Here is a 21,535-nt window from a genome sequence, read left to right as displayed (position 1 = left end):
ATAACCACAGAATTCACTACAATTTTTAAAATAATATAAAAATGTTGACTATTTTGACCATAATTTTTAATAAATAAATCAAAAATAGTCCCAGAAGATATGTAATCCCTGGGACTTATTTCATTATTTATTGGCTTTTTCTTTAATTGTTGCAGCAGAAGCCTGTAACTTCTTTTCTTCCTCATCTGTCAGTGTCAATTCAACAGTTTGGATAATACCGTCACGACCAACAATTGCAGGATAAGACAGGTAAGTACCATATTTTTCTTGATAATTTGAAACTGGCATTTCAGTATGGGCATCGCTTTGAATGGTTTCTACCAAACGAGTCACAGCCGCTGAAATTCCATAGTTAGTATATTGCTTACCCTTATATACTGTTTGACCACCAAACTTAATCTCATCATTTAAGTCTTCAAGCTTTAAGTGCTTTGCTTCAGCTACTTCGGTAACTGGTTTTTCTAAAACTTTGACTGTTGACCAAGCAGTAAATTGTGAATTGCCATGTTCGCCCAAGTTAAAGCCTTCCACTGAACGAGGATCGACATTCATGAGTTCACCAACAGCACGTTTCATGCGGGCTGTGTCTAAAAGAGTACCGGTGCCAATGACATGCTTACGCGGCAAGCCAGTTAATTCCTGATACATATTAGTAATTGCATCTACTGGATTGGTAATGGCGAGCAAGATACCGTTGAAGCCACTCTTCTTAATTGCCTCCGCAATAGCTCCAATCCGCTCACGGTTATAGTTCAATTCCGCAAACCGTTCACCGCCTGCTTCCAACTCAATATTTCCAAAAGCACTAATTACAATGTCTGCATCTTTGAGGGCCGAATAATCATTGATAGTAATGGTAGTGTGGTGCTTCAAATTTGCCATGGCATCTTGAAAATCAAGCTGATCTGCTCTAACTTTTGCTTCATTAACATCAATCATAACAAGATCATCAACCAATCCCGTTAATATCAGCTGTTGCGCTACCGTACTGCCAACGTGGCCATCTCCGATAATTCCAATCTTATTACTCATAATTTTTCCCTCCTACTGTTTTTAAAGATATTAAAAAATTATGTAATATCTATTATATACAAAATTATGATAAAAATAAAATATTTTTTAAAAAAATATTAGTTTTTAGTTATCATAGCTAAACGTAAATTAAAACCACACTTTTTGATAATTATAGGTAAAGAAAGCGTATACTAAAGAAAGGAGGTACATTATGAGACAAATTAAAATAGGTAATACTAATTTCACCGGTTCGGCCATTGCATTGGGAATTATGCGCATGAACAAACTGAGCGTTGATGAAGCTGCTAAAACGTTGGAAACTGCTCACGAAGCAGGAATTAATTATATCGATTCAGCTGATATTTATGGTCATGGCAAATCTGAAGAAATCTTCGGAGCTGCCTTTCAAAAGTCAGCGTTAACTCGAGACGATTTTTATATTCAATCTAAGACCGGTATTTATGAAAATCCTAAATTGGACTACAAGACTACCAGGTATGATTTTTCTAAAAAGTATTTGATTAACGCCGTAGATGGTATTCTTTCCCGGATGAAAATTGACTATTTAGACAGCTTGCTGCTCCACAGACCAGATGCTTTAATGGATCCAGCTGAAGTTGGCGCTGCCTTTGATGAATTACAAAGAGACGGCAAAGTGCGCCACTTTGGAGTTTCAAACTTTAATCCGATGCAAGTTGACTTACTGCAAAGTGGAGTCAGTCAAAGATTGCTGATTAATCAATTGCAATTAAGTGTGATGCATACGGGGCCAATTGATTTTAATATTCACACCAACATGACGGATGCACGTAGCATTGACCACGATCGGGGCGTTTTAGACTACTCACGCTTACACAACATGACTGTTCAGGCATGGTCACCTTTCCAATACGGTCAAATTGCGGGCAACTTTATTGGTAACCCTAAGTTTCCAGAAGTCAACGAAGCTTTACAAAAAGTAGCTGACCAAAAAGGCGTTTCTAAAAATGCGGTTGCAGCTGCCTGGATTTTAAGACACCCAGCAAATACCCAGGTTATTATTGGAACTATGACGCCAGCCCATATTATTGACAGTGCTAAAGGAGCAGATATCTCACTTACTGCTCAAGAGTGGTATGACATTTACCTGGCTGCAGGGAATGATTTACCGTAAAAGTAATTTATAAATTTTAAAAATCCTGACGTAAATAAAGTGCTCCATAATAGTTAGACATTAATCTGGCTATTAGGAGCACTTTTTCATCACTAAATATTCGACCGCTTTGAAAATTGAAGTTGTTTACAAAATTTAATCTGTTGGCTTGGCTTTTCTGCTGTAGCTATTAGGTATATTGAGTTTTTTACGATATTTGGCAATTACGCGCCGACTTAAAGTCACATCATGTTTGGCAAATATTTCTACCAGCTGCTGATCACTTAAAGGAGCGCGGACATCTTCTTTTTTTATAATCTGTTGCAGGTCATATTCTATACGCGCTTGGGATAAGTCTGTCGTAACTTCACGCGGAAAAAGCATTTTTAAACTAAAAATCTTGTTCTGACACTGGATATATTTGTCTTTAATGGCTCTGCTGATTGTACTAGGTGCCAGATTCAAGGCCTGTGCTGTTTCCTTTAATCCCAATGGCTTTAATTCGCGTCTTTGCATTGTAGTTAAAAACTGATGTTGGAAGTGGCCCACATATTCACCCAGCCGCATGATGGTTTTCTGCCGTTCAGCAATCGCATTTTTCAGTTCAAGAAAACGTTGCTTTTGTTCAGAAAAATATTTGGTTTCAGCAGATTGCTCTTTTAACTTATGATATCCTTTTTCGTCAAAAACCATTTCCGGTATTTGGGACTGATAACTTTCAACTGTTAGGCTTCCGTCCGTCACCCGATAAATTAAATCCGGAAATAAATACTGTGTATTATTTTCAACAACATAATCACTAGCTGGAGTAGGATCCAGTGTTTGGATGCTGGCCAGTGCATCATTTAATTCGGATACTGAAAACTTGGAGTGAGGCCATTGATTGGGATCGGCCAGCATTTCCAGCTGATTATCAAGTAAAATTTCAAGAGCTACAGGATTAAAATCTGCTTTTTGCTTTGCTTGTTGCAACAGGCATTCAGTTAGATCCGCGGCACCGATACCACAGGGATCAAGACTTTGCAGTAAATTTTTAGCCCTTGTCAACTTCTCCAGTGAAAACTCTGTTTGTTCGGCAATTTTAGCTAAGTCTACCCTTAAATAGCCATCTTTATCAAGCAGATAAATTAAAACTTTAACCGCACTTTTTTCCCAAGTGTGCCAGTTACTTAAATCTACTTGCAACAATAAATGGTCTATTAAATTTTCTCCTTCAGGCGAGCGCAACCACTCCAAATTTTGCATTTCGCCTTTGGGTTCACGCAAAGATACAAACGGGTTGCTTAGGCTCAACTCCTTCATGGCGTTAATTAAGTCATAGGTACTGTATGAGAGCACAGTTAGATTTTGCTTTAATTTAGGCGACAAGAAAAGCCGTGTTACTAACTGCTCTTTCGGTTTTAATACCATCTTTTGCAATCGTGTCATCGGCTTTTCCTCCCATTTCTCACTTTCAGAATAATTATACCAAATTGGATTTTTGGCATGAAAATATTTCTTAACGGGGTCGTAAATTTTCTCTTGTAGGTAACTTACTTGTAACTCCAGTTGGATTCGCACCATACCAATAAGCTACTGAAGATAAATCATCACTTCTTTCAAATAATCCTACATCATCGTTACCAATTTGTTGTAGAGTAACGTGAATATCGTCATTGAAAGAAATAGGATCTAGTAAATGCCAGCGGTATAAAGCGTTTTGCGGTAAGCCATCATTACCAAAAGCATGAGGAGAATTAGGTTTACCAGTACTAAAATGTTCACGTGAATGGTCTATGTTACTATGATAAGGAAATCCAAGATACGGTGTACAAAAAGTAGCTGGGTAAGTTGTACCATCTTCATGGTACTTATGAAAAGCCCAAGCTCCGCCAAAATAATCTTCCATTCCTGTTGAAGTAATTGTAGGATACTTTTGGTCATCATCAAGATAAAATTTAAATTCACCTTCACCCCACCAATAGCGCTCTAAAGCAGTTAGCGCAATAAAAGTTCCTATATAATAGCCATGATCAGAGATTTTAGGCAATAATGTATAGTCTTGCTGTACTTTGGTTTGTCTTTCCCTGTTCCAGAATGCATGAAAATACAATTTACGAGCTTCTTCATTTTGATCATGCAACTCGTAATTAATAGTATAGAAAAATGATCTGATATCTTGCCTAAACAAGTTTGTAATCGTTATACGCGCATGTGTTTTAAAAGGCATTTCAAAATAGGAGTTCATACCACCAGTTGGAGCAACAACAATTGGCATAGAGTTAACATCATATCGTTCCCCAAACCCATTACAAAAGAAGTCTCCCAAAGGGCAGCTCACTGCTGGAATTGTTTCATCATCCCAATAGATTCTTAAAATTGTATTACGCATGATAAAACTACCTTGCTCAGTATGATCACGAATAGTAAACCACATGTGTTTTATTTCGCCAGAACCATTAATATCGGCAATGGTAGTTTCCTCATTTTTAGGTAAAGTGATGCTGGCTTTGCCCTTACGACTTGGCCCCAGCTCGCTTGCCGTCATTGCTGCTTTGCCCTTGGCTCCTGTTGGATTCTCTGGTGTTATAGCTCTGGTAGCAAAAGAATTGTATTCCGTTAAACTGCTAAACATTTAGTCATTCCTTTCTTCAAGTTTAATACTATTGTTAGTGTTTAAACTCTTCTTTATTAAATGGTCACAATTCTGTGGTTGAAAAATAACCTCTATTTCTTTCTTTAGAGATCCAGTTAAAGATACTGTGATTTTTTTCTCCATTTCATTTTTTTGATAAGTTAGGTTTACTTTCAATCCTTGAGCTAACGGAAATTGCTGCCAAGTAAAATCAGGAGTAATTTTTAGTGGTCTTAAACATAATTTATTTTCTGGTGCATTAAACTGAATACCTAATATATTTTTTATTATTAAAGCACTAAAAGTTCCATCGCTCCAACCACATTTACCACAATGATTAAAGCGACTAACTTCTTCTTGACTGTGACCAACCTCATACGGCCACCACCACCAACTGCCATCTAGATCAGCAAGCTTATTAAGCAAAGCTAATCTCTTATTAAATTGATTATTATCATCAGCAGTACCCATCAGCAAAGTAACATATCCGGGAAAAGTTGCTTCCGATTGATTTCCCCACGAAATTCCTTTGCTCAATGGGCTATAGCTAGGATTTTTTTCACTTGCAGCAAATTTCAAAGTAGCAAGATAGTGTTCATCAAGTGTGTCGCAAAACCCATAAAATGGTGCAAGCGTTGTATCGGATTCTTCACCATCATGAAATTCCAAACTAATTTGTCCGTGGTGATTTACTCTGGTTAGAAAGTCAAGTCCCTGTTTCAACAGTCCTTTTTCATATTGCTTGGAATCTACACTTAGTTTGTGATTACTTAGATTTACACCTTCAAGATATTTTTTTCTACCTTGTTTATTTGCAACTAAGCAATATTTATCAATATTCATCTTTAATTTATCAGCAACTTCTTTGTAAAACTTTGCCTTTTTTGGTTGAGCCAGAATTTTACTATAAATATTACTGATACCATTTATAGCACTCCATAGAGTTATTTGCGCTCCAGTATGAAATTCTCCCAAAGCCAAGCCATCAGAAATCCACTGTGATTTTATCAATCCGTATTTTTGATCTAAATGAGCAATTAAATAGTTAACGACATATAAAGCATGTTGCCACATTTGAGGATTATTTCTAATAAATTCAAAATCATTTGTTTGTGCCAAATAAAGCGATAACAAGTTTACACAATTCAATGAATTCACTACGGAGTGTTCAATTCCTCCAGCAAACTTGTCGCCTTGAGGCTTTATTTCATACTGCGAAAACCATAAAATAATTTTTTTAGCCAAATCATGATCAAAATAAATAGCGGGCAAACTGGCATAATACATATCCCGCAACCAAGTACGATTTATTACTGGACTTGAGCCCCAATTCGCACCAACAACTTTATCATCAGTAGCGCAAGAAATACTATTTAAGGCACCATCTGCTTTCCTAATAATTAGTGCTGCCAATTGAGGCTTTTCTGGTATTTCCAATTGCCCATACTTTTGCGCAATATGATTATAGGAAGAAATAATAACATTTTCCATTGCTTTTTTAGATACATTAAATGTGGCGTTGGGATCAGTTATACATACCCAACCAATACCTTGATGCATCGAACGTTTTCCCGCACAGTAGTTAAATTCTACATTATGACGATCGGAAAACTTTTGATTAAAACATCTGGGAAAGATTAAATGTACTTTATTATTGCCTGTCAAAGCACAAACTTCAATTAGCCCACTGACAGAAACGCCTGATTCCAAATAAATTGGTAAAAATAGTTGTAAAACTTTAAAATTGCTAAAATTATGAATATATCGGGGAAACAAATTAAACAAAAGATCATATCTTATTGTGTGATTTCCCTCTGACAAAGAAAATCTTTGGTTATTAAATTCAATTTCAGAAGTAATATTCTCTTCTTGAACAAAGCCATTAGAGACCCAAGTGCCAGGTTTATCTTCAGTAAAATACGAGTCTCTGAAAAAACTGATATTTTTTATAGTACCTCTTTCATCTAAGCTAGCAAGCATTTTTTGATTACTAATATCAATTGAAAAATCTTCATCTGGAAGTAAATGTCCATAATAACTGTCTTTATTAGTAGTTACTTCTTTGTTTTGGGTAGAGGTAATGTTATAAAAATTGTTTTGTGGTGTTTGCCAAGCTTCTTCGACAATTTTTTTAATTAAAGGATTCATATTAGACTATTCCGACCAGCGACGCCAAAATCGATAGCACAACAATTGCAAAAATTAGGCTGATTACACCGATTTTCTTGTCTTTTAAAAGCTTGTAACATACTAAGGTAATTACCACAGGTAACAAACCTTTAAATATTTGATCAAGGACCGATTGGACATCCATTATCGTTTTGCCACCCATTGTCCATTTGATTGTGGTCTTAAAAATTACCATTTGCACAGTCATGGCTCCAACCATTACCAGACCTAAAATGCTTGCAGCTTTAGTTAATACGTTCATTAAACCATTCTCATAGAGCTTTTTAACATAACTAGATCCTAGAGAGTAGCCCAAGAAACCACCATAATAACGAATGACGTAGTTGGGGATGTTAAACATGATCAAAAAGATAATTGGTGCTAAGAAGTTGCCACTTTGAGCAAAATTGATAGCCAAGGCGGCACAAACTGCACGCCAAACTCCCCAAAACAAAGAGTCACCAATACCAGCTAAAGGCCCCATCAAACTGGTCTTAACAGCATTAATTGAATCAGCATTGAAATCAAGTTCTTTACTGTTTTCCTTTTCCATTGAAGCGGCAATACCCATAACAAATGTAGACATTGGTACAGTAGTACTAAAGTAAGAAGTTTCACGTTCCAAGGCTTTACGTCTGCCAGCCTCATCATTTTTATAATATTTATTAATGAAAGGCATTAGTGAATAGCAGAAACCGCCACCACCCATTAAGACGGGGTTAACTGATATGTACATGGTTGAGGACCGCCAGAACATACTGCGAATCATTTTCTTTTCATCTTTAGATAAACCTTGTGTTAATTTCATGCGAAAAAGTCCTCCTCTTCTTGACTAAATGATTTCTTCTCATCCTTTTGATTCGAATCCGATACTGAACCGGTAACTCCCTTATTCTTAGAAAGTTTTATTTCACTCATATCACGTTCTGCAATAGCAACAGCTACAATAGCTGCAATGACCGCAATAGCCATTAATGGCAATTTTAAGTAAGCCATTAATACAACCCCTAAAAAGTAATATTGTGCTAGCTTGTTGTCCCATAACAGTAGTAGTAACATTGCCATTCCGACTGCTGGTAACAAATTACCTGCAACCGTTAGGCCATTCATAATTGACTTAGGAATAGCTTGCAGAGCAAATTGCACTGCCTTTGAGCCAAAAAGAACAGCAAAAAATGGGATTAGCGAATATAAACCATAGTGTAAGAACCATAAGCCATAGTGTAGAGCCACCATTTTTTTATCTTCGCCTTTCTTAGCAAATTTAGCGAATAAAGGTGCAAAAGGCCCAATTACAAATGAAAGAATCATGTTTAAAAATTGTAAGCCTAATACTGCAAGTGGAAATGCCAACGTAATATTAGCACCCATATTTCCTGACTGAATTGTAAACACTGTAGCCAAAGCCGCAGCTAATGCGGGCTCTGCAGTGCTAGAAATACCAATATTGACAACTCCCATAAAAATAGTTTCAACTGAAGCGCCCACTAATAGTCCTGTGTGTATATCTCCTAATAAGAATCCCAGTAATGGTGCTACCACAATGGGTCTACTAAGCATGGCATTCCCAAAAAATTCATGTCCCGCAGTGCCCACAAAAACCGCAATAGCAGTCATTAAAGCATCATAAAACATTTTTTGCCTCCTATTTTTCTAGTTTCTTTAAAAGATCTTTACCCAAATGTTTTTCCATATTTGGTGTACCTTGGAAATAAGTATCAGGGTATTCTGCTACTAATCTCTTTAAGTATTCAATCTCTTCTGGTGACAGCCGTACTTCCTTTGTGAGTGTGACTTCATCACCTTTTGCATCCATCTTACCGGCATTACCAATGTTGACCTGCTCCGGTTTTTCATTAACATTGTTTGCAATAGTAAGGGCATCCTTGACAGTAGTAGTAATAACCAGTAAACGCATGTTATGAGAACGTTCATCATTAAGTAGCTTAATTGCATTGTCTACTGATGAAATGATCGTCTTAATATCTGACGGTGCCGCCATTTTGAGCATCATTTTTTGCATATCATCTGATGCTGCTTTATCATTAGCTACCACAATTCCCTGCAGTTTTAATGCCTTACTCCATGACATTGAAATCTGACCGTGAATCAATCTTTCATCTACTCTTAGTGCCGCAATCATCTTTTCTCTCCTTATTTAAAAAATTCTTCTTCTTGATTTGCCAAACTATTATTATCGTCGTCAATTTGAAATAGTTCTACTTGACTTTGTTTTATCAAATCCTGTAAATGCTTTTTGGTTAACTTTTCAGTATCTAAAAGCACAGCTAATACAACTGCAAGATTAGTTTGCGTAACGACAAATATATCTTTTTCCTTAGCAACTCTTAAGACTACTTTTTGATTTACACTGCCCCCTTTTAGATCAGTAAAAATCACAGCTGGTCGTTTAGACTTTGTGATAAAATCATCTATTTGTTTCATATAGTCTGATTTATCAACATAAGCGTCAATAACTTTAATGTTCTTACTCATACCCATTAAGATTTCAATAGAGCTTTTTAAGCCACTGGCAAAATGCCCATGACTTGCAATCAATATATCTGTCATCTTGTCACTCCTTTAGTTATTTACCATTTCACTAACATTTAGCAAGTATAATGCCAAGTGCTGTTTAAAAGCATTGAAAAAGAAGTGTTTAAGTCAATAAACACTTCTTACTGGAAATTTAAACTCTTTTAAATAAACTGTTTAAACAATTCATATAAAAGGGACATCTCGTATGTTGAAACTTTAATATTATACTTGATTTCAATAGGTTGAAATATACTTTTTGTGATTTTGTAAAAACTTTTTTCTTTTTCTGACTTTGGCTTAACCACTACTTCTGAAGTATTACGCATCATTGTCCGTTCAATCATAAGTGCAATATGCATATAAAGATTTAATTTAACTTTGCCATCTAACTTCAAATTATAAAAGTCTTCGTATTTCCTGTTGATAGTTTCTACCTCACTGAGTACTACATCAGGATTTAAAAAACTAAGTCTTTCTGAAATCCCTTCCTTTGAAAAGAATCGCAGCAATTGATTATTAAAACTTTCCATTTGTTCAGGAGTTAGATATGGAGAAAGCCACTCCTTGAGTTTGTTTTCTCCACGTGAATCTAATATGTCATATAAATTCATATGGTTGAACTTAACTTTTTCTGTAATATCAATTGTAGTCAATACAAAAAGTGTTTGTTTGAAATAGGACCATTTCTTACCAGCAATTTTTTCTTTTAAAGAATTATAACCAATTGGTATTACCTTTATTCCGACAGGTAAATATTGTCGCATGATATCACTGATTTTTTCAGCTATTCCTAATCCAGAAATACATGAAACCAAAATATTCATTGATTGGGAAAAGCCCTCATAATACTTAACATCAATGCTATAATCTTTTTCAGCTTTTTCCGCTATTTGCTTGAAAGGCAAATTTTGTTTCATTTTAAGCGCTAAGTCTAAGGCAGTTAAAGTTGTTAAATTATTAACCACCAACAAATCGCCATCCAATTGGGCACTAATTTGACTATAAAGCTGACTCAATGAACCCATATCTATCATTAAGATGAAGCCATTGGTGGTATTAAAGCTACTAATTAACTTGTTAGCTTCCTTGATAACAGCAGTTATATCAGCATCAATTGGCATATCGATTGCATCAAAAACATAGTTACCACAAAGATAGTTAGTAACTGCCTGAATACTGGTGGCCGTATTTTCACCATGAGCTACCATTAAGCCACGTAACTGGATATTTTCATCCACATGGTCACTTAGCAGTAATGCAAGTATTAGTGTTATGCTTTTATGACTTTTAGAATCTAAAATAGGTAATTGTTCATAAAATTTGCTGGCAACATGAAATGAACGAGGCAAGTAATTCGTTATTACTTCCTTCAACTTTGGAATGTCACAATTTGGTTTAAAGTGACGTTCATATAATAAATAAATAATCGGTTCTAAATAATCAGTTTTACTTAAACCATATTGTTTAATAATGATATTTTTAAAAAGGTATTGATGTTGAACATGCAAACCAGATTTCAATGATTCTTTATTAATAAATTTATTAATTGCCTGTATTCTTAACCGACAAGTATTCAAATTTTCATCCGTATAGTTGTCTTCAAGAATTTTTAGAGATTCAGTAATATTGCATAATTTTTGTTCTAAACTAATCTGAGGTATAAATGGTTCTTTTTTAGCTGGATCAACAATTATTTCACCATAATCCTTAAACTCAGGTAAGGCTTCCAATTCTAAATTCTTTAATTTAAGATTAATAGTAGTGCTATTATAACAGTCGTGATAAGCAGCAGCACATGAAACTTTAATAGTATTTTTAAGGTACCCAATGTTCCCAGTATGGTTTAATTGTAAAAGCGTTGAAACCACACCTTTATCTACAATAATTTTTTTATTAATCTTATGTGCTTCATTCACAAATAATGTATTAATCAGTTCCAATCGTTCATCAATAGGACGAGCAACATAATCTGGTAAATTAATTCTGACAGGAATCCGTCGTAAAAAAGTGGTTAAAAGAACATTTTCAGGTGTTTCAGTTGTTGCCATAATTAGTCTGACTTTTGACTTTTGAGGGTGTACATTATCACCCATCTTGTAAAATCGACCAGAATCAATAAAACTAAAAAGTTTTTCTTGGTTTTCACTACTAAGCCGATGTACTTCATCTAAAAATAAATAACCGCCATTTGCTTCTTTTAGCAAGCCATCTTTGGCAGTATCGGCCCCAGTAAATGCACCTTGAACATAGCCAAAAAGCATGCTAGAAATAAGTTCAGGGTTGTTCGCATAATTAGCACAATTTAAAACTATATAAGGTGCTTTAGTAGAAATAACACCAATTTTTTTTGAATAAGAAAATAATTTGTGGGCTAAAAAACTCTTTCCCACTCCGGAATTACCCGTGATTAGAACATTCAATCCATTAGGTGGATAGGCTGCGGCGGCACTTAACTGCTCAACTGCTTTTCTCAGAGATCCGTTACTACCTATCACATCCTCAAAAGATACATGTTTATTTGGACTTTTAATTGCAACTTTAGTCCACTTGACAGGACGTTCAGCAATTTTTTGAATTTTATTATCTTTAACTAATTGGTTAAGATAATGACTGACTACTGATCTGGACAAACTTAACTTTTGAGCTAGATCCCTCGTATCAATTGCCATACCATCCGGTAACAATTGAACTTCTTTTAATACTCGCTCTTTTGCTTTACTCATTTCCTTTATTACCCCTACTTTCATTATCTGTATTATAACCGTTAATCAAAGCGCTTCCTATTTATCATTACCATTACATAAATTAGATTTTTAAAAAATTATTGTTAGTCATAAAGTTTTTATTACTAACAATAAAATTTAATTACACCTTGACTTTAATTTTTTATTTTTTTATAATATTGTTATCAAAGTTGGAGGTAATTCTAATGGTTACATTTAGTAAGCAACTAAATAATCGTTATTATCTTAGCTACTATAGATAAGAGTTTGAGTTCATCTAGGTGAATTCAAACGAAACTAAGTTTGAATTTATCTATGATGGCTAGGACTCTTTTAGTACGGTTAGCCACATAGCTTTCTAAGTGGCTAACCACAATCCAATTATTTGTTGGCAATTTAATTTCTGTGTACCCGCTTAGAAGTAAGTGGGTATTTTTTATGGAGGCACAAAATGCGTTTTAGAAAATTAATTACAGGAATTACAATTGTTGGTTTAATGGCTTTAGGAGGCTGCAGCAGCAAAAAAGCCAGTAAAAGTCCAGACGTGAAACACGTGGGCGTTTTGCAAGTAGTGCAGCACCCTTCTCTAGATAAAGCATACAAGGGCTTTAAAAAGGGCTTGAAGGAAAGTGGCTTTGTAGAGGGTAAAAATCTTAAGATTGATTACCAGAACGCTCAAAATAATCAAGATAATTTGAAAAGTATGAGTGAAAAACTAGTCAACGAAAAGTCAGATTTGATTTTAGGGATTGCTACGCCGGCAGCGCAAAGTGTGGCGAATGCAACGCAGAAAATCCCAACCGTTGTCACCGCTGTAACTGATTTAAAAGCCGCTAAATTAGTTAATTCAGATGAGAAACCGGGTAGAAATATCACGGGCACAACAGATATGGTTTCAATTAAACGCCAGATCAAGTTGCTGTTGTCAATTGTGCCCAAGGCTAAAACTATCGGTATCATGTACAACGCTGGTGAATCAAACTCCAAAATACAGGCTGACTTAGCAACAGCTGCACTAAAAAAAGCAGGAGTTAAAGTTTTGATCAAAACTGCAAATACGACTAACGATGTCCAGCAAGTAACTGAAACACTGGCCTCGAAAGTTGACGGTATTTTCGTTCCTACAGATAATACCTTTGATTCAGCAGCTTCAGTAGTTGGCAAAGTAGTTAAAGAAAAGAAAGTTCCTCTAGTAGCAAGTTCAGTTGATCAAGTCAAAACTGGCGGCTTAGCCTCAATCGGAATTGATTACGAATTATTGGGAGAACAAACAGGGAAAATGGCTGCGAAAATTTTATCTGGCAAAGCTAAACCTGCAAACATGCCAGTCGAAAAAGCACACGATATGAAATTAGTGGTGAACAAAAGTATGGCCAAAGCACTTGGAATTGATCCTAAATCAATTAAAGCTCCAAAATAAACGGGAAACAGACTGCCACAAGGGCAGTTTTTTTATGTAAAAAAAACTAGCTTAAACATTTTGGCAAAATAAATTTGACAAATTCCCTTAGGTTGCACATCAATTGCAACCAAATTTTATTATTCCTTGACTTTTTCTTCTTTATTTTTTATAATCTTCTCATTAAGGTTGGAGGTTGATCTTAAATGAAATATTATATTAAACACATCTCACAACTGAATAATCGTTACTACTTTAGCTATTTTAGATAGGGTTTGGGTTCATCTAGATAAATTCAAACCAGATTCAAGTTTTGAATTTATCTATGATGGCTAGAGTCCTTTAGTTGCGGTTAGCCACATAGCTTTCTAAGTGGTTAATCACAAATAATTATTAATAAAAATGATAACTTGTACACCCACTTAGAAATAAGTGGGTGTTTTTACGTAATGAAGATTAGATTTACGGAGGAAGAAAAATGCGAATTAAGAAATTAGTTATGGGAATGGCCTTAACCGGTTTGTTACTACTAAGTGGTTGCAATAACAAAAAATCAGGCAGTACAGCAACTGTCAAACATGTGGGTATACTGCAGGTAGTACAACATCCCTCTTTAGATGAAGCTAACAAAGGCTTTAAAGAAGGACTGAAGGAAAAAGGCTACGTTGAAGGCAAAAATTTAAAGATTGATTACCAAAATGCGCAAAATAGTCAAGACAATCTGAAGAGCATGAGTGAAAAACTAGTCAACGAAAAATCAGATTTAATTTTAGGTATTGCCACCCCAGCTGCACAAAGCGTTGCTAATGCGACCCAAGATATTCCGATTGTGGTGACTGCCGTGACTGATCTGAAAGCTGCCAAACTAGTTAATTCAGATACAAAACCTGGCAGAAATGTCACAGGAACTACTGATATGGTTTCAATTGATAAACAAATCAAATTACTTTTATCAATTGTGCCTAAGGCGAAAACAATTGGCATTATGTACAATGCGGGCGAAGCCAATTCTAAAATTCAAGCTGATTTAGCTGTCAAGGCGCTTAAAAAAGCTGGAGTCAAAGTCTTAATTAAGACGGCCAACACTACAAATGATGTTCAACAAGTCACTGAAACTTTGGCCGGAAAAGTACAGGGAATTTACGTACCAACAGACAATACTTTTGCCTCTGCTTCTTCAATTATTGGTAAGGTTGTTAAGGAAAAGAAAATCCCGCTGGTAGCCGGTTCAACGGACCAAGTTAAAACTGGCGGCTTGGCTTCCATTGGAATAGATTATGAGGCACTCGGTAAACAAACCGGTAAAATGGCCGCTAAGATTTTAGATGGTAAAGCTAAACCTAAAGATATGCCTGTTGAAAGAGCAACTGATTTGAAATTAGTGGTTAACAAGAAAATGGCAAAGGCACTTGGAATTGATCCTGCTTCAATTAAAGCACCTAAGTAAATTAAAGAAAGGCAGCGTGAAATAAAAGTTATGTTAAATACATTTTGGGAGTTATTACTTTCGTCTACTTCGCAAGGACTACTTTGGTCATTAATGGCAATCGGTGTTTATTTAACTTTTCGAATATTAGATTTAGCCGACATGACGGCTGAAGGCAGTTTTCCCTTAGGGGGAGCTGTTGCGACGATGTGCATTATTAAAGGTATTAATCCGATATTGGCAACAATTGCCGCATTTATTGGCGGGTTGATTGCGGGACTAGTTACTGGTATTTTGAACACCAAATTGCGTATTCCTTCATTATTAGCAGGAATTATTACAATGACTGGATTGTACTCCATTACTTCCAGAGTAATGCAAAACGCTGCCAACGTTTCATTGCTAGGCAAAAAGACGGTCTTTACAATTGCGCAAAATTGGGGCTTAAGTCGTAACAATGCTGTAATTGCAATGGGACTGATAGTTGCACTTTTAGTTATTATGCTACTCGTCGTTTTCTTTAAAACTGAAATTGGTTTAGCTATGAGAGCTACTGGGGACAATCCGCAGATGAGTGCTGCCAACGGCATTAAAACTCAAGGAATGAAAATTTTAGGTTATATGATTTCTAATGGCTGTATTGCCTTGTCAGGTGGACTGTTAGCACAAAATAATGGCTTTGCCGACCTTAACTCTGGTGTGGGTACTCTTGTTATCGGGCTAGCTTCAATTATTATCGCAGAAGTACTCATTCGCAATCTGTCAATTGGTGGTCGTTTACTTACTTTAGTCGTAGGTGCCATCATTTATAGACTGATTTTAGCTTTGGTATTCCAGATGAATGTAGAACCGTCTGATGCAAAATTAGCTTCAGCTTTAGTTTTAGTTGTGTGCTTAACTTTGCCAAATTTCCATTTACCACGCAATCTTAAAGGAGGAAAGCAAAATGCCAGAAGTACTAAAGATTAAAAATTTACATCAAACTTTTGAACAAGGAACTGTTAATGAAAACCGTGTTTTACGCGGAATTGACCTTAGTTTAGAAGCCGGAGATTTCGTGACTATCATTGGTAGTAATGGTGCTGGTAAGTCTACCCTGCTCAATAGTATTGCCGGAACGTTACCTATTCAAGAAGGACAAATTATTCTAAAAGGTACCGATATTACAAAACTGCCTGTTACTAAAAGAGCAAAAAATATTAGTCGCGTTTTTCAAGATCCTAAAATGGGAACAGCAGTCAGATTAACCGTCGAAGAAAATTTGGCTTTAGCTATGAAGCGCGGACAGCGCCGGGGCTTTCGTCCTGGTGTTAAAAGTCAAGACAGAAAATTTTTCAAAAAGCAGCTTGCTCAACTTAATTTGAATCTAGAAAACCGCTTGGAAACTGAAATAGGATTGCTTTCAGGTGGTCAAAGGCAAGCCATAACACTTTTGATGGCAACGCTGCAACGGCCAGACTTGATTCTACTGGATGAACATACTGCGGCTCTTGATCCACAAACTTCAATAACAGTCATGCAATTAACTGAAAAGTTGATATCTGAACAGCATTTGACAGCATTTATGGTCACTCATAATATGGAAGATGCTATCCGCTACGGCAACCGTTTGATCATGTTGCATCAAGGTCGTGTAGCGATTGATCTGGCTGGTGAAGATAAACAAAATTTAACTGTGCCTAAGTTAATGGAATTATTCCAAAAGCATGTAGGCTCAGGTCTTGAAGACGATGCCATTTTGCTGGCATAGCACCAAAATAATGTTTAATAATGCTATTAAAAACCCAGGAATTTAGCTGAATTCCTGGGCTTTTTATGGTTAACTTGAAAAATGACAAGGTCAACTAAAAATACGAGTTAGCTTTTTATAAAAAAGGACTAATTATCTAGCTTATCAGATATTAGTCCTTAAAAATTATTTATTTTAATATGTAATGTACGATTTTATTATTCTATATTTTTCTCCCCTTTTCCATGTTTTTAAAAACAAGTCGATATTTTTCTGAAATAATTGAACATTCAAAAACAGTAATTAAAGCAATCAATATCCAGCTTACTTTTAAGGTCATGCATAAAATTACCCCCAGGCCAATAGCAATTATGCCATATAAAACTATCTTTCCTGCACTATATTGGTTAATGAACTTTCTAATGCGCGTAGCTTTAAAAACTATTACCTGACAAGCTATAAAATAAGCAGCTAATAAAATTATATATATCATTATTATTTCACGTATCCTTAGTTAATCAGCTTTGTTCAGGATCATTTTCCTTTTCCAACTGCTGTTTCTCAAACACCTTGAAAAATGGATAGTAAATGATGATGTAAATAATAAAGTTAACCACTGATAGTATCAACGCATTCCAACTCCAATTTGTACTCATAATTGCAGCAATTGGTGCAGGAATAGTAAACGGTAATCTGACCATCATCATTGGTACCAGGTGAGAGTTAGTAGCAAAATAAGAAATAGTAGTCGTTACCAGTGGAGCCAGTATAAATGGAATTCCGAGAATTGGATTTAACACAATTGGAGCACCAAATATAATTGGCTCATTAATATTGAATAAACCCGGTAAAATTGATAATTTACCTAAATCTTTTAGATACTTAGACTTAGAAAACATAAAAAGTACTACTAAAGCAAGTGTCCCGCCAGCTCCACCAATCCAAACAAACCATTGCAAAAATTGTTCAGTAAAAATTGTGGATAAGTGAGTTGCTGCTGCACCAGCATGAAATTGATTCATATTGGTAGCAATTGACATTTCCCAAAATGGTCTGACAATTGGATCCATAATAGCAGCGCCATGAATACCAAGTGTCCAGAAGCCACAGATAAAGAACACAGTAGTCAAGCCACCGGCCAAGCTGTTGCCAACTAAAAATCCTTTTAACGGCATTAAAATATTAGAAATAAAAGTAGCGATATTGAAATTAAATATATCTCTTACAACCCAAAATAATATTAAAATGACCGCTGCTGGAAAAAGAGCTACAAAAGAATTAGAAACCTCAGGTGGGACACCCTGGGGCATTTTAATTGTGATGTTTTTCTTTTCTAAAAAGTGGTAAATTTCAACAGAAATCAAGGCAGTTGCAATCGCAGCAAATAACGAAGATGCACTTAAATTGGCTATATTAATGTAACGCCCTGCCGTAATCACATTTTTAACATCTGCATTTACTTTAACCGGCTGTACTGTTGCTACTAAAAATGCGAGTACAGCTAATATGCCACTGGATAAAGTATCCATTTTATAGCTTTCAGCAAGAGCAGAAGCAATACCAAATGTTGCATATAACGACAGAATTCCTACCGTAAAGCGAAAAGGAATATCTAGAATTGCCTGATAAGGTGCTAAGAAATTAGCAACTGCTGGTATGGGCATATTACTCAGAATGGTAAAGAAAGAGCCAACAATAGTTAATGGTAAGGTAGCAATAATACCTTTACGAATAGCTGTCATATGTCTTTGCTGACCCATTTTATTAGCTACAGGTAGAATTTTTGCTTCCAAAAAATTGACAAAATTATTCATTTATTTTCACCTCATATTTATTTTTTAATTATAGAATTTTTAACAGACAAACTTAAATTTTGACCAAGACTTAATAAATGGTAATAGTAAAAGTTCATCGGTATTGATATGTCCAACGAGATTTTTACGATTATCTTTATGTGGCTTTAATACAATCTGTAGCTCATTCTTATACTTTCCAAACCCATTATTGCCTATGACTACATCCCCTTTTTGAAACTCAATTTCATTGTCATGGGGCGAATTGGAAAAACTATGATACTTTTTTCTAACTTCTGTTGACCTGATTACCTGTTCATTAATATCCCCTCGTCTAACATGTTGATTTTTAAGAACGATATCATGTTCAACCTTATTTATATCTGAAACAAAATCAATTTTTAATTCCACTTGATAGCGATCTATTAAACTAAGTTTTTTTAATTCTTCGTCACTAGCATAGGAATTACCGATAATTACATCGTCAATGAGTCCGGTCGCAAACATTTTTTAGCTTGCACTTCAATAGGCAATTCACGATCTTCTTCTAAAGTTGGTAAGCCATTATTCACGCTCCAGGGGCCAATCTTTCCTGATTGAGAACTGATAAAAGCAGCTGTATGGAGATTATTTCTTTTAAAACGCTGACTACATTTCACAAAGAAATCATAAGGTAGACCTGTTCCTTTTTGAGGATAAAAATTGTGACAGCCATAAATAAAAGGTTTATTAGCTTGATAAGTCAGAATATTATCCACATAGGCAACATCATTACTCATGTTTAATTCAATGATTAAACCTTGCGGATTATAACTAAGTAATGCCTCTTTTTTGCCATCAAATCCATCATCTAGACGTAAACCATCTACACCAAGTTCTACAAAAAATGAAAGGTCATCATATGAGATTCCCAAAAGGTTAAATATTGTTGGCGAAACATCCAAAATCACTTCATAATTAAGTTCCTTTGCCAACTTAGTTAACTTTTGATATTTAGCAATTACTTCTTTCTTCTCGCCGGTAATTTCAAGCAAACTCATAAAAATTCTGGAAAATCCAAATTCACTTGCTTTTTTGATATAGGCCTTATCACTGGCGAAATCGCTATGATCTGGGTATATCGATATTCCTAGTTTTCGCTTCATCTTAGTGCCTACTTTTATGCAAGTTTTCTTTTAACAATTTCAAACAATTTTGTTACATCATCTGGCTTAGTAAGTCCGGTATCTTTGTCAATAATTGATGAGTATACATGTGGTAATATTCTAGTTACTCCGGCTTCTAAAGCAATATCCAAGATGGCCTCAAAGTTTTCCAAATCTATACCACCAGTTGGCTCAAGACTAAAATCATTTGCAGCACAGGCTTTGGCAATATATTCATATTCTGCCTTATGTGCTAAGCCTTTCATTGGAAAGAACTTAAATGAACTACCGCCCATGTCCTTTAACAAGGCAATAGCCGTGGTAACCGGCACTTCTGTTGCCATTTCTTTAGAGCTTAGCGGGCCTGTTGCAATATTGACGTAGCCAACTTTACCTGTTGGTGAAACTAAACCATTAATAATAGTTTGATTTTGTCTTAACATAGCTCGTGAATAACCAACTCCCGTAAAAACCTGATTGACATGTTGTGGTTGAATTACTTGCGATACTTCACTAACCATTTTACTTTGGTTAGGGTCACCTGCTCCTAATCCAACCGAAATTGCATTATTTACTGCGATTTGATATTTTTTCAAATCAGCAATACAGCTGTCATTATCAGGATAGTTTTTAGTTAAAACGCCACAAACAACATGACCGTCAGCCGCTTCATATATATCCTTTGCATTGGCAACACTTCCGGCCAAAACATTTAATGCTACTCTTCCTTTATAATAATTTGGTACTAATTCCATTTATTTCATAATCTCCTTTAATCTTTCAACTATTAAATCCATTTCCTCTGAATCAAGCGCTCTGATGTCAAATTCAATTATTCCTTCGTTGGCACGATATTCTCGAGTATAAATAGCGGGATCATTATTTTTCAAATCTTTAACTACTTGAATTGCACTTTTTGATGCATCAGCATTCATTTTAATATCGGCACGATAAATTTCTCTTCCTGCTTGATCTTGTGCTTCTTTGACCGTAAGTCCAGGAATTGCGCTCAACTTTTTTAAAAATGGTGCAAGACGCTTACGCATATGTGTGCCAACCTCTGGGCCTGCGCTGACATATTCTTCAATTGCTCCTACCAATCCCAAAAGATTGTCTTTACCAATTTTCATCGCTCTACCGATTCCTGAACTTTGCATTCGAATCCAGTCGATGTATTTTGCTTTACCAAATACTAATCCTGAAGCTGGTCCTTCAATTGCTTTTGCACCACTAAAAAGAATGATATCTACGTTTAGTGCCAGATATTTTTTCAGATCTTCTTCTGCTGCAGCATCTAAAATTAAAGGTAAGTTATGTTTATGAGCAATTTCAACTGCCTGCTTAACAGTAAGCATGCTCTTTTGTACTGCGTGATGACTTTTCACATAGAAAATAGCTGCAGTATCTTCATCAATCATCATTTCCACATGTTCTGGTGAGCACATATTAGCGTAGCCAGCTTCAACTACATTGCCTCCACCCAAAGTAATCATTTCTTCTTCTGGAGCACCATAATCTACATTTTGTCCTTTGGGTATGACAATATTCCTGGCTTTAAACCTAGTTGAATACGGATGATAAACATGGTACTGGCTTCCCTGGCCAATAACTCCTGCAATTGCTAAAGCGATCCCAGCAGATGCTGAGTTCACAATGACTGCGTCTTCTGCTCCAATCAATTTAGCCACGTATTTTCCGCTCTTTTTAACTAAATCTGACATTTCAAAAAAATGTTTGTCACCAAATTCTTGGGCTTCAATCCCTGCATTACTTGTTTTTGAAACGCCTAAAATTGTCATCTTACCGCTGGCATTTATTACATGCTTTAAGTTCAATTTCTGATAATAATCCAT

At 35.6% G+C, this 21,535-nt stretch carries 18 protein-coding genes and 1 pseudogene; 5 read left to right on the top strand and 14 right to left on the bottom strand.

Annotated features, from left to right (window positions below; genetic code table 11):
- Positions 1-123 precede the first annotated feature (123 nt).
- Positions 124-1,032: an L-lactate dehydrogenase gene (locus Q0R51_RS01150; protein WP_294756101.1), complete on the bottom strand. Its 909-nt coding sequence runs from the start codon at positions 1,030-1,032 to the stop codon at positions 124-126.
- Positions 1,033-1,225: 193 nt separating this feature from the next.
- Between Q0R51_RS01150 and Q0R51_RS01145 the strand changes: the two genes are divergently transcribed.
- Entirely contained in the window at positions 1,226-2,167 is a 942-nt protein-coding gene (locus tag Q0R51_RS01145; protein WP_294756100.1) for an aldo/keto reductase family oxidoreductase, read from the top strand.
- Positions 2,168-2,302: 135 nt separating this feature from the next.
- On the opposite strand, the gene rpoN is transcribed toward Q0R51_RS01145, so the two are convergent.
- From rpoN to Q0R51_RS01105, 8 genes are all read right to left on the bottom strand, one after another.
- The gene (gene rpoN, locus Q0R51_RS01140) at positions 2,303-3,574 is read right to left on the bottom strand and encodes an RNA polymerase factor sigma-54 (RefSeq protein WP_294756098.1); all 1,272 of its coding nucleotides are present in this window, start codon (positions 3,572-3,574) and stop codon (positions 2,303-2,305) included.
- A 70-nt stretch (positions 3,575-3,644) separates the two neighbouring features.
- Positions 3,645-4,760, bottom strand: a complete 1,116-nt coding sequence (locus tag Q0R51_RS01135; protein ID WP_294756097.1) for a glycoside hydrolase family 172 protein — start codon at positions 4,758-4,760, stop codon at positions 3,645-3,647.
- The gene (locus Q0R51_RS01130) at positions 4,761-6,908 is read right to left on the bottom strand and encodes a hypothetical protein (protein WP_294756096.1); all 2,148 of its coding nucleotides are present in this window, start codon (positions 6,906-6,908) and stop codon (positions 4,761-4,763) included.
- 1 nt (position 6,909) lies between these two features.
- Positions 6,910-7,737, bottom strand: coding sequence for a PTS system mannose/fructose/sorbose family transporter subunit IID (locus Q0R51_RS01125; protein WP_110445596.1), 828 nt, complete (start codon positions 7,735-7,737; stop codon positions 6,910-6,912).
- Positions 7,734-8,564, bottom strand: a complete 831-nt coding sequence (locus Q0R51_RS01120; protein ID WP_122025648.1) for a PTS sugar transporter subunit IIC — start codon at positions 8,562-8,564, stop codon at positions 7,734-7,736. Before Q0R51_RS01120 ends, Q0R51_RS01125 begins: the two co-directional genes overlap by 4 nt.
- Before the next feature lie 10 nt (positions 8,565-8,574).
- Positions 8,575-9,072, bottom strand: coding sequence for a PTS sugar transporter subunit IIB (locus Q0R51_RS01115; RefSeq protein WP_110445594.1), 498 nt, complete (start codon positions 9,070-9,072; stop codon positions 8,575-8,577).
- 11 nt (positions 9,073-9,083) lie between these two features.
- The gene (locus tag Q0R51_RS01110; protein WP_110445593.1) at positions 9,084-9,500 is read right to left on the bottom strand and encodes a PTS sugar transporter subunit IIA; all 417 of its coding nucleotides are present in this window, start codon (positions 9,498-9,500) and stop codon (positions 9,084-9,086) included.
- Between the two features lie 128 nt (positions 9,501-9,628).
- Positions 9,629-12,190 (bottom strand): sigma 54-interacting transcriptional regulator, encoded by a 2,562-nt coding sequence (locus Q0R51_RS01105; protein WP_294756094.1) that lies wholly within the window; start codon positions 12,188-12,190, stop codon positions 9,629-9,631.
- Positions 12,191-12,641: 451 nt separating this feature from the next.
- Between Q0R51_RS01105 and Q0R51_RS01100 the strand changes: the two genes are divergently transcribed.
- The 4 genes from Q0R51_RS01100 to Q0R51_RS01085 all read left to right on the top strand — a co-directional run bounded on the left by Q0R51_RS01100 (position 12,642) and on the right by Q0R51_RS01085 (position 16,765).
- The gene (locus Q0R51_RS01100; RefSeq protein ID WP_046324292.1) at positions 12,642-13,610 is read left to right on the top strand and encodes an ABC transporter substrate-binding protein; all 969 of its coding nucleotides are present in this window, start codon (positions 12,642-12,644) and stop codon (positions 13,608-13,610) included.
- A gap of 457 nt (positions 13,611-14,067) precedes the next feature.
- Positions 14,068-15,036 (top strand): ABC transporter substrate-binding protein, encoded by a 969-nt coding sequence (locus Q0R51_RS01095; RefSeq protein WP_110445592.1) that lies wholly within the window; start codon positions 14,068-14,070, stop codon positions 15,034-15,036.
- A gap of 30 nt (positions 15,037-15,066) precedes the next feature.
- Positions 15,067-15,984, top strand: coding sequence for an ABC transporter permease (locus tag Q0R51_RS01090; RefSeq protein WP_110445591.1), 918 nt, complete (start codon positions 15,067-15,069; stop codon positions 15,982-15,984).
- Entirely contained in the window at positions 15,962-16,765 is an 804-nt protein-coding gene (locus Q0R51_RS01085) for an ABC transporter ATP-binding protein (protein WP_294756092.1), read from the top strand. Before Q0R51_RS01090 ends, Q0R51_RS01085 begins: the two co-directional genes overlap by 23 nt.
- A 202-nt stretch (positions 16,766-16,967) precedes the next feature.
- On the opposite strand, the gene Q0R51_RS01080 is transcribed toward Q0R51_RS01085, so the two are convergent.
- The 5 genes and pseudogenes from Q0R51_RS01080 to Q0R51_RS01060 form a co-directional block, all read right to left on the bottom strand.
- Positions 16,968-17,237 (bottom strand): hypothetical protein, encoded by a 270-nt coding sequence (locus Q0R51_RS01080; RefSeq protein WP_294756091.1) that lies wholly within the window; start codon positions 17,235-17,237, stop codon positions 16,968-16,970.
- A 25-nt stretch (positions 17,238-17,262) separates the two neighbouring features.
- Complete coding sequence (locus Q0R51_RS01075; protein ID WP_294756089.1) at positions 17,263-18,558, bottom strand: PTS sugar transporter subunit IIC; 1,296 nt, start codon at positions 18,556-18,558, stop codon at positions 17,263-17,265.
- A 39-nt stretch (positions 18,559-18,597) separates the two neighbouring features.
- A pseudogene (locus tag Q0R51_RS01070) lies at positions 18,598-19,682 on the bottom strand (DUF871 domain-containing protein).
- Between the two features lie 14 nt (positions 19,683-19,696).
- Positions 19,697-20,437 (bottom strand): 2-dehydro-3-deoxy-phosphogluconate aldolase, encoded by a 741-nt coding sequence (locus tag Q0R51_RS01065; protein WP_294756088.1) that lies wholly within the window; start codon positions 20,435-20,437, stop codon positions 19,697-19,699.
- Positions 20,438-21,535: a DgaE family pyridoxal phosphate-dependent ammonia lyase gene (locus Q0R51_RS01060; RefSeq protein WP_294756087.1), complete on the bottom strand. Its 1,098-nt coding sequence runs from the start codon at positions 21,533-21,535 to the stop codon at positions 20,438-20,440.

This window comes from uncultured Lactobacillus sp., assembly GCF_946477725.1.
Lineage (GTDB): Bacteria > Bacillota > Bacilli > Lactobacillales > Lactobacillaceae > Lactobacillus.
The sequence above is the reverse complement of the archived record's forward strand: the minus strand, read 5'-3'. Positions and strand labels throughout refer to the sequence as shown.

Bases quoted from the DNA above. Each gene is read 5' to 3' on its own strand.
- Q0R51_RS01150 (WP_294756101.1), bottom strand. From the start codon at position 1,032: ATGAGTAATAAGATTGGAATTATCGGAGATGGCCACGTTGGCAGTACG.
- Q0R51_RS01145 (WP_294756100.1), top strand. From the start codon at position 1,226: ATGAGACAAATTAAAATAGGTAATACTAATTTCACCGGTTCGGCCATT.
- rpoN (WP_294756098.1), bottom strand. From the start codon at position 3,574: ATGACACGATTGCAAAAGATGGTATTAAAACCGAAAGAGCAGTTAGTA.
- Q0R51_RS01135 (WP_294756097.1), bottom strand. From the start codon at position 4,760: ATGTTTAGCAGTTTAACGGAATACAATTCTTTTGCTACCAGAGCTATA.
- Q0R51_RS01130 (WP_294756096.1), bottom strand. From the start codon at position 6,908: ATGAATCCTTTAATTAAAAAAATTGTCGAAGAAGCTTGGCAAACACCA.
- Q0R51_RS01125 (WP_110445596.1), bottom strand. From the start codon at position 7,737: ATGAAATTAACACAAGGTTTATCTAAAGATGAAAAGAAAATGATTCGC.
- Q0R51_RS01120 (WP_122025648.1), bottom strand. From the start codon at position 8,564: ATGTTTTATGATGCTTTAATGACTGCTATTGCGGTTTTTGTGGGCACT.
- Q0R51_RS01115 (WP_110445594.1), bottom strand. From the start codon at position 9,072: ATGATTGCGGCACTAAGAGTAGATGAAAGATTGATTCACGGTCAGATT.
- Q0R51_RS01110 (WP_110445593.1), bottom strand. From the start codon at position 9,500: ATGACAGATATATTGATTGCAAGTCATGGGCATTTTGCCAGTGGCTTA.
- Q0R51_RS01105 (WP_294756094.1), bottom strand. From the start codon at position 12,190: ATGAGTAAAGCAAAAGAGCGAGTATTAAAAGAAGTTCAATTGTTACCG.
- Q0R51_RS01100 (WP_046324292.1), top strand. From the start codon at position 12,642: ATGCGTTTTAGAAAATTAATTACAGGAATTACAATTGTTGGTTTAATG.
- Q0R51_RS01095 (WP_110445592.1), top strand. From the start codon at position 14,068: ATGCGAATTAAGAAATTAGTTATGGGAATGGCCTTAACCGGTTTGTTA.
- Q0R51_RS01090 (WP_110445591.1), top strand. From the start codon at position 15,067: ATGTTAAATACATTTTGGGAGTTATTACTTTCGTCTACTTCGCAAGGA.
- Q0R51_RS01085 (WP_294756092.1), top strand. From the start codon at position 15,962: ATGCCAGAAGTACTAAAGATTAAAAATTTACATCAAACTTTTGAACAA.
- Q0R51_RS01080 (WP_294756091.1), bottom strand. From the start codon at position 17,237: ATGATATATATAATTTTATTAGCTGCTTATTTTATAGCTTGTCAGGTA.
- Q0R51_RS01075 (WP_294756089.1), bottom strand. From the start codon at position 18,558: ATGAATAATTTTGTCAATTTTTTGGAAGCAAAAATTCTACCTGTAGCT.
- Q0R51_RS01065 (WP_294756088.1), bottom strand. From the start codon at position 20,437: ATGGAATTAGTACCAAATTATTATAAAGGAAGAGTAGCATTAAATGTT.
- Q0R51_RS01060 (WP_294756087.1), bottom strand. From the start codon at position 21,535: ATGGATTATTATCAGAAATTGAACTTAAAGCATGTAATAAATGCCAGC.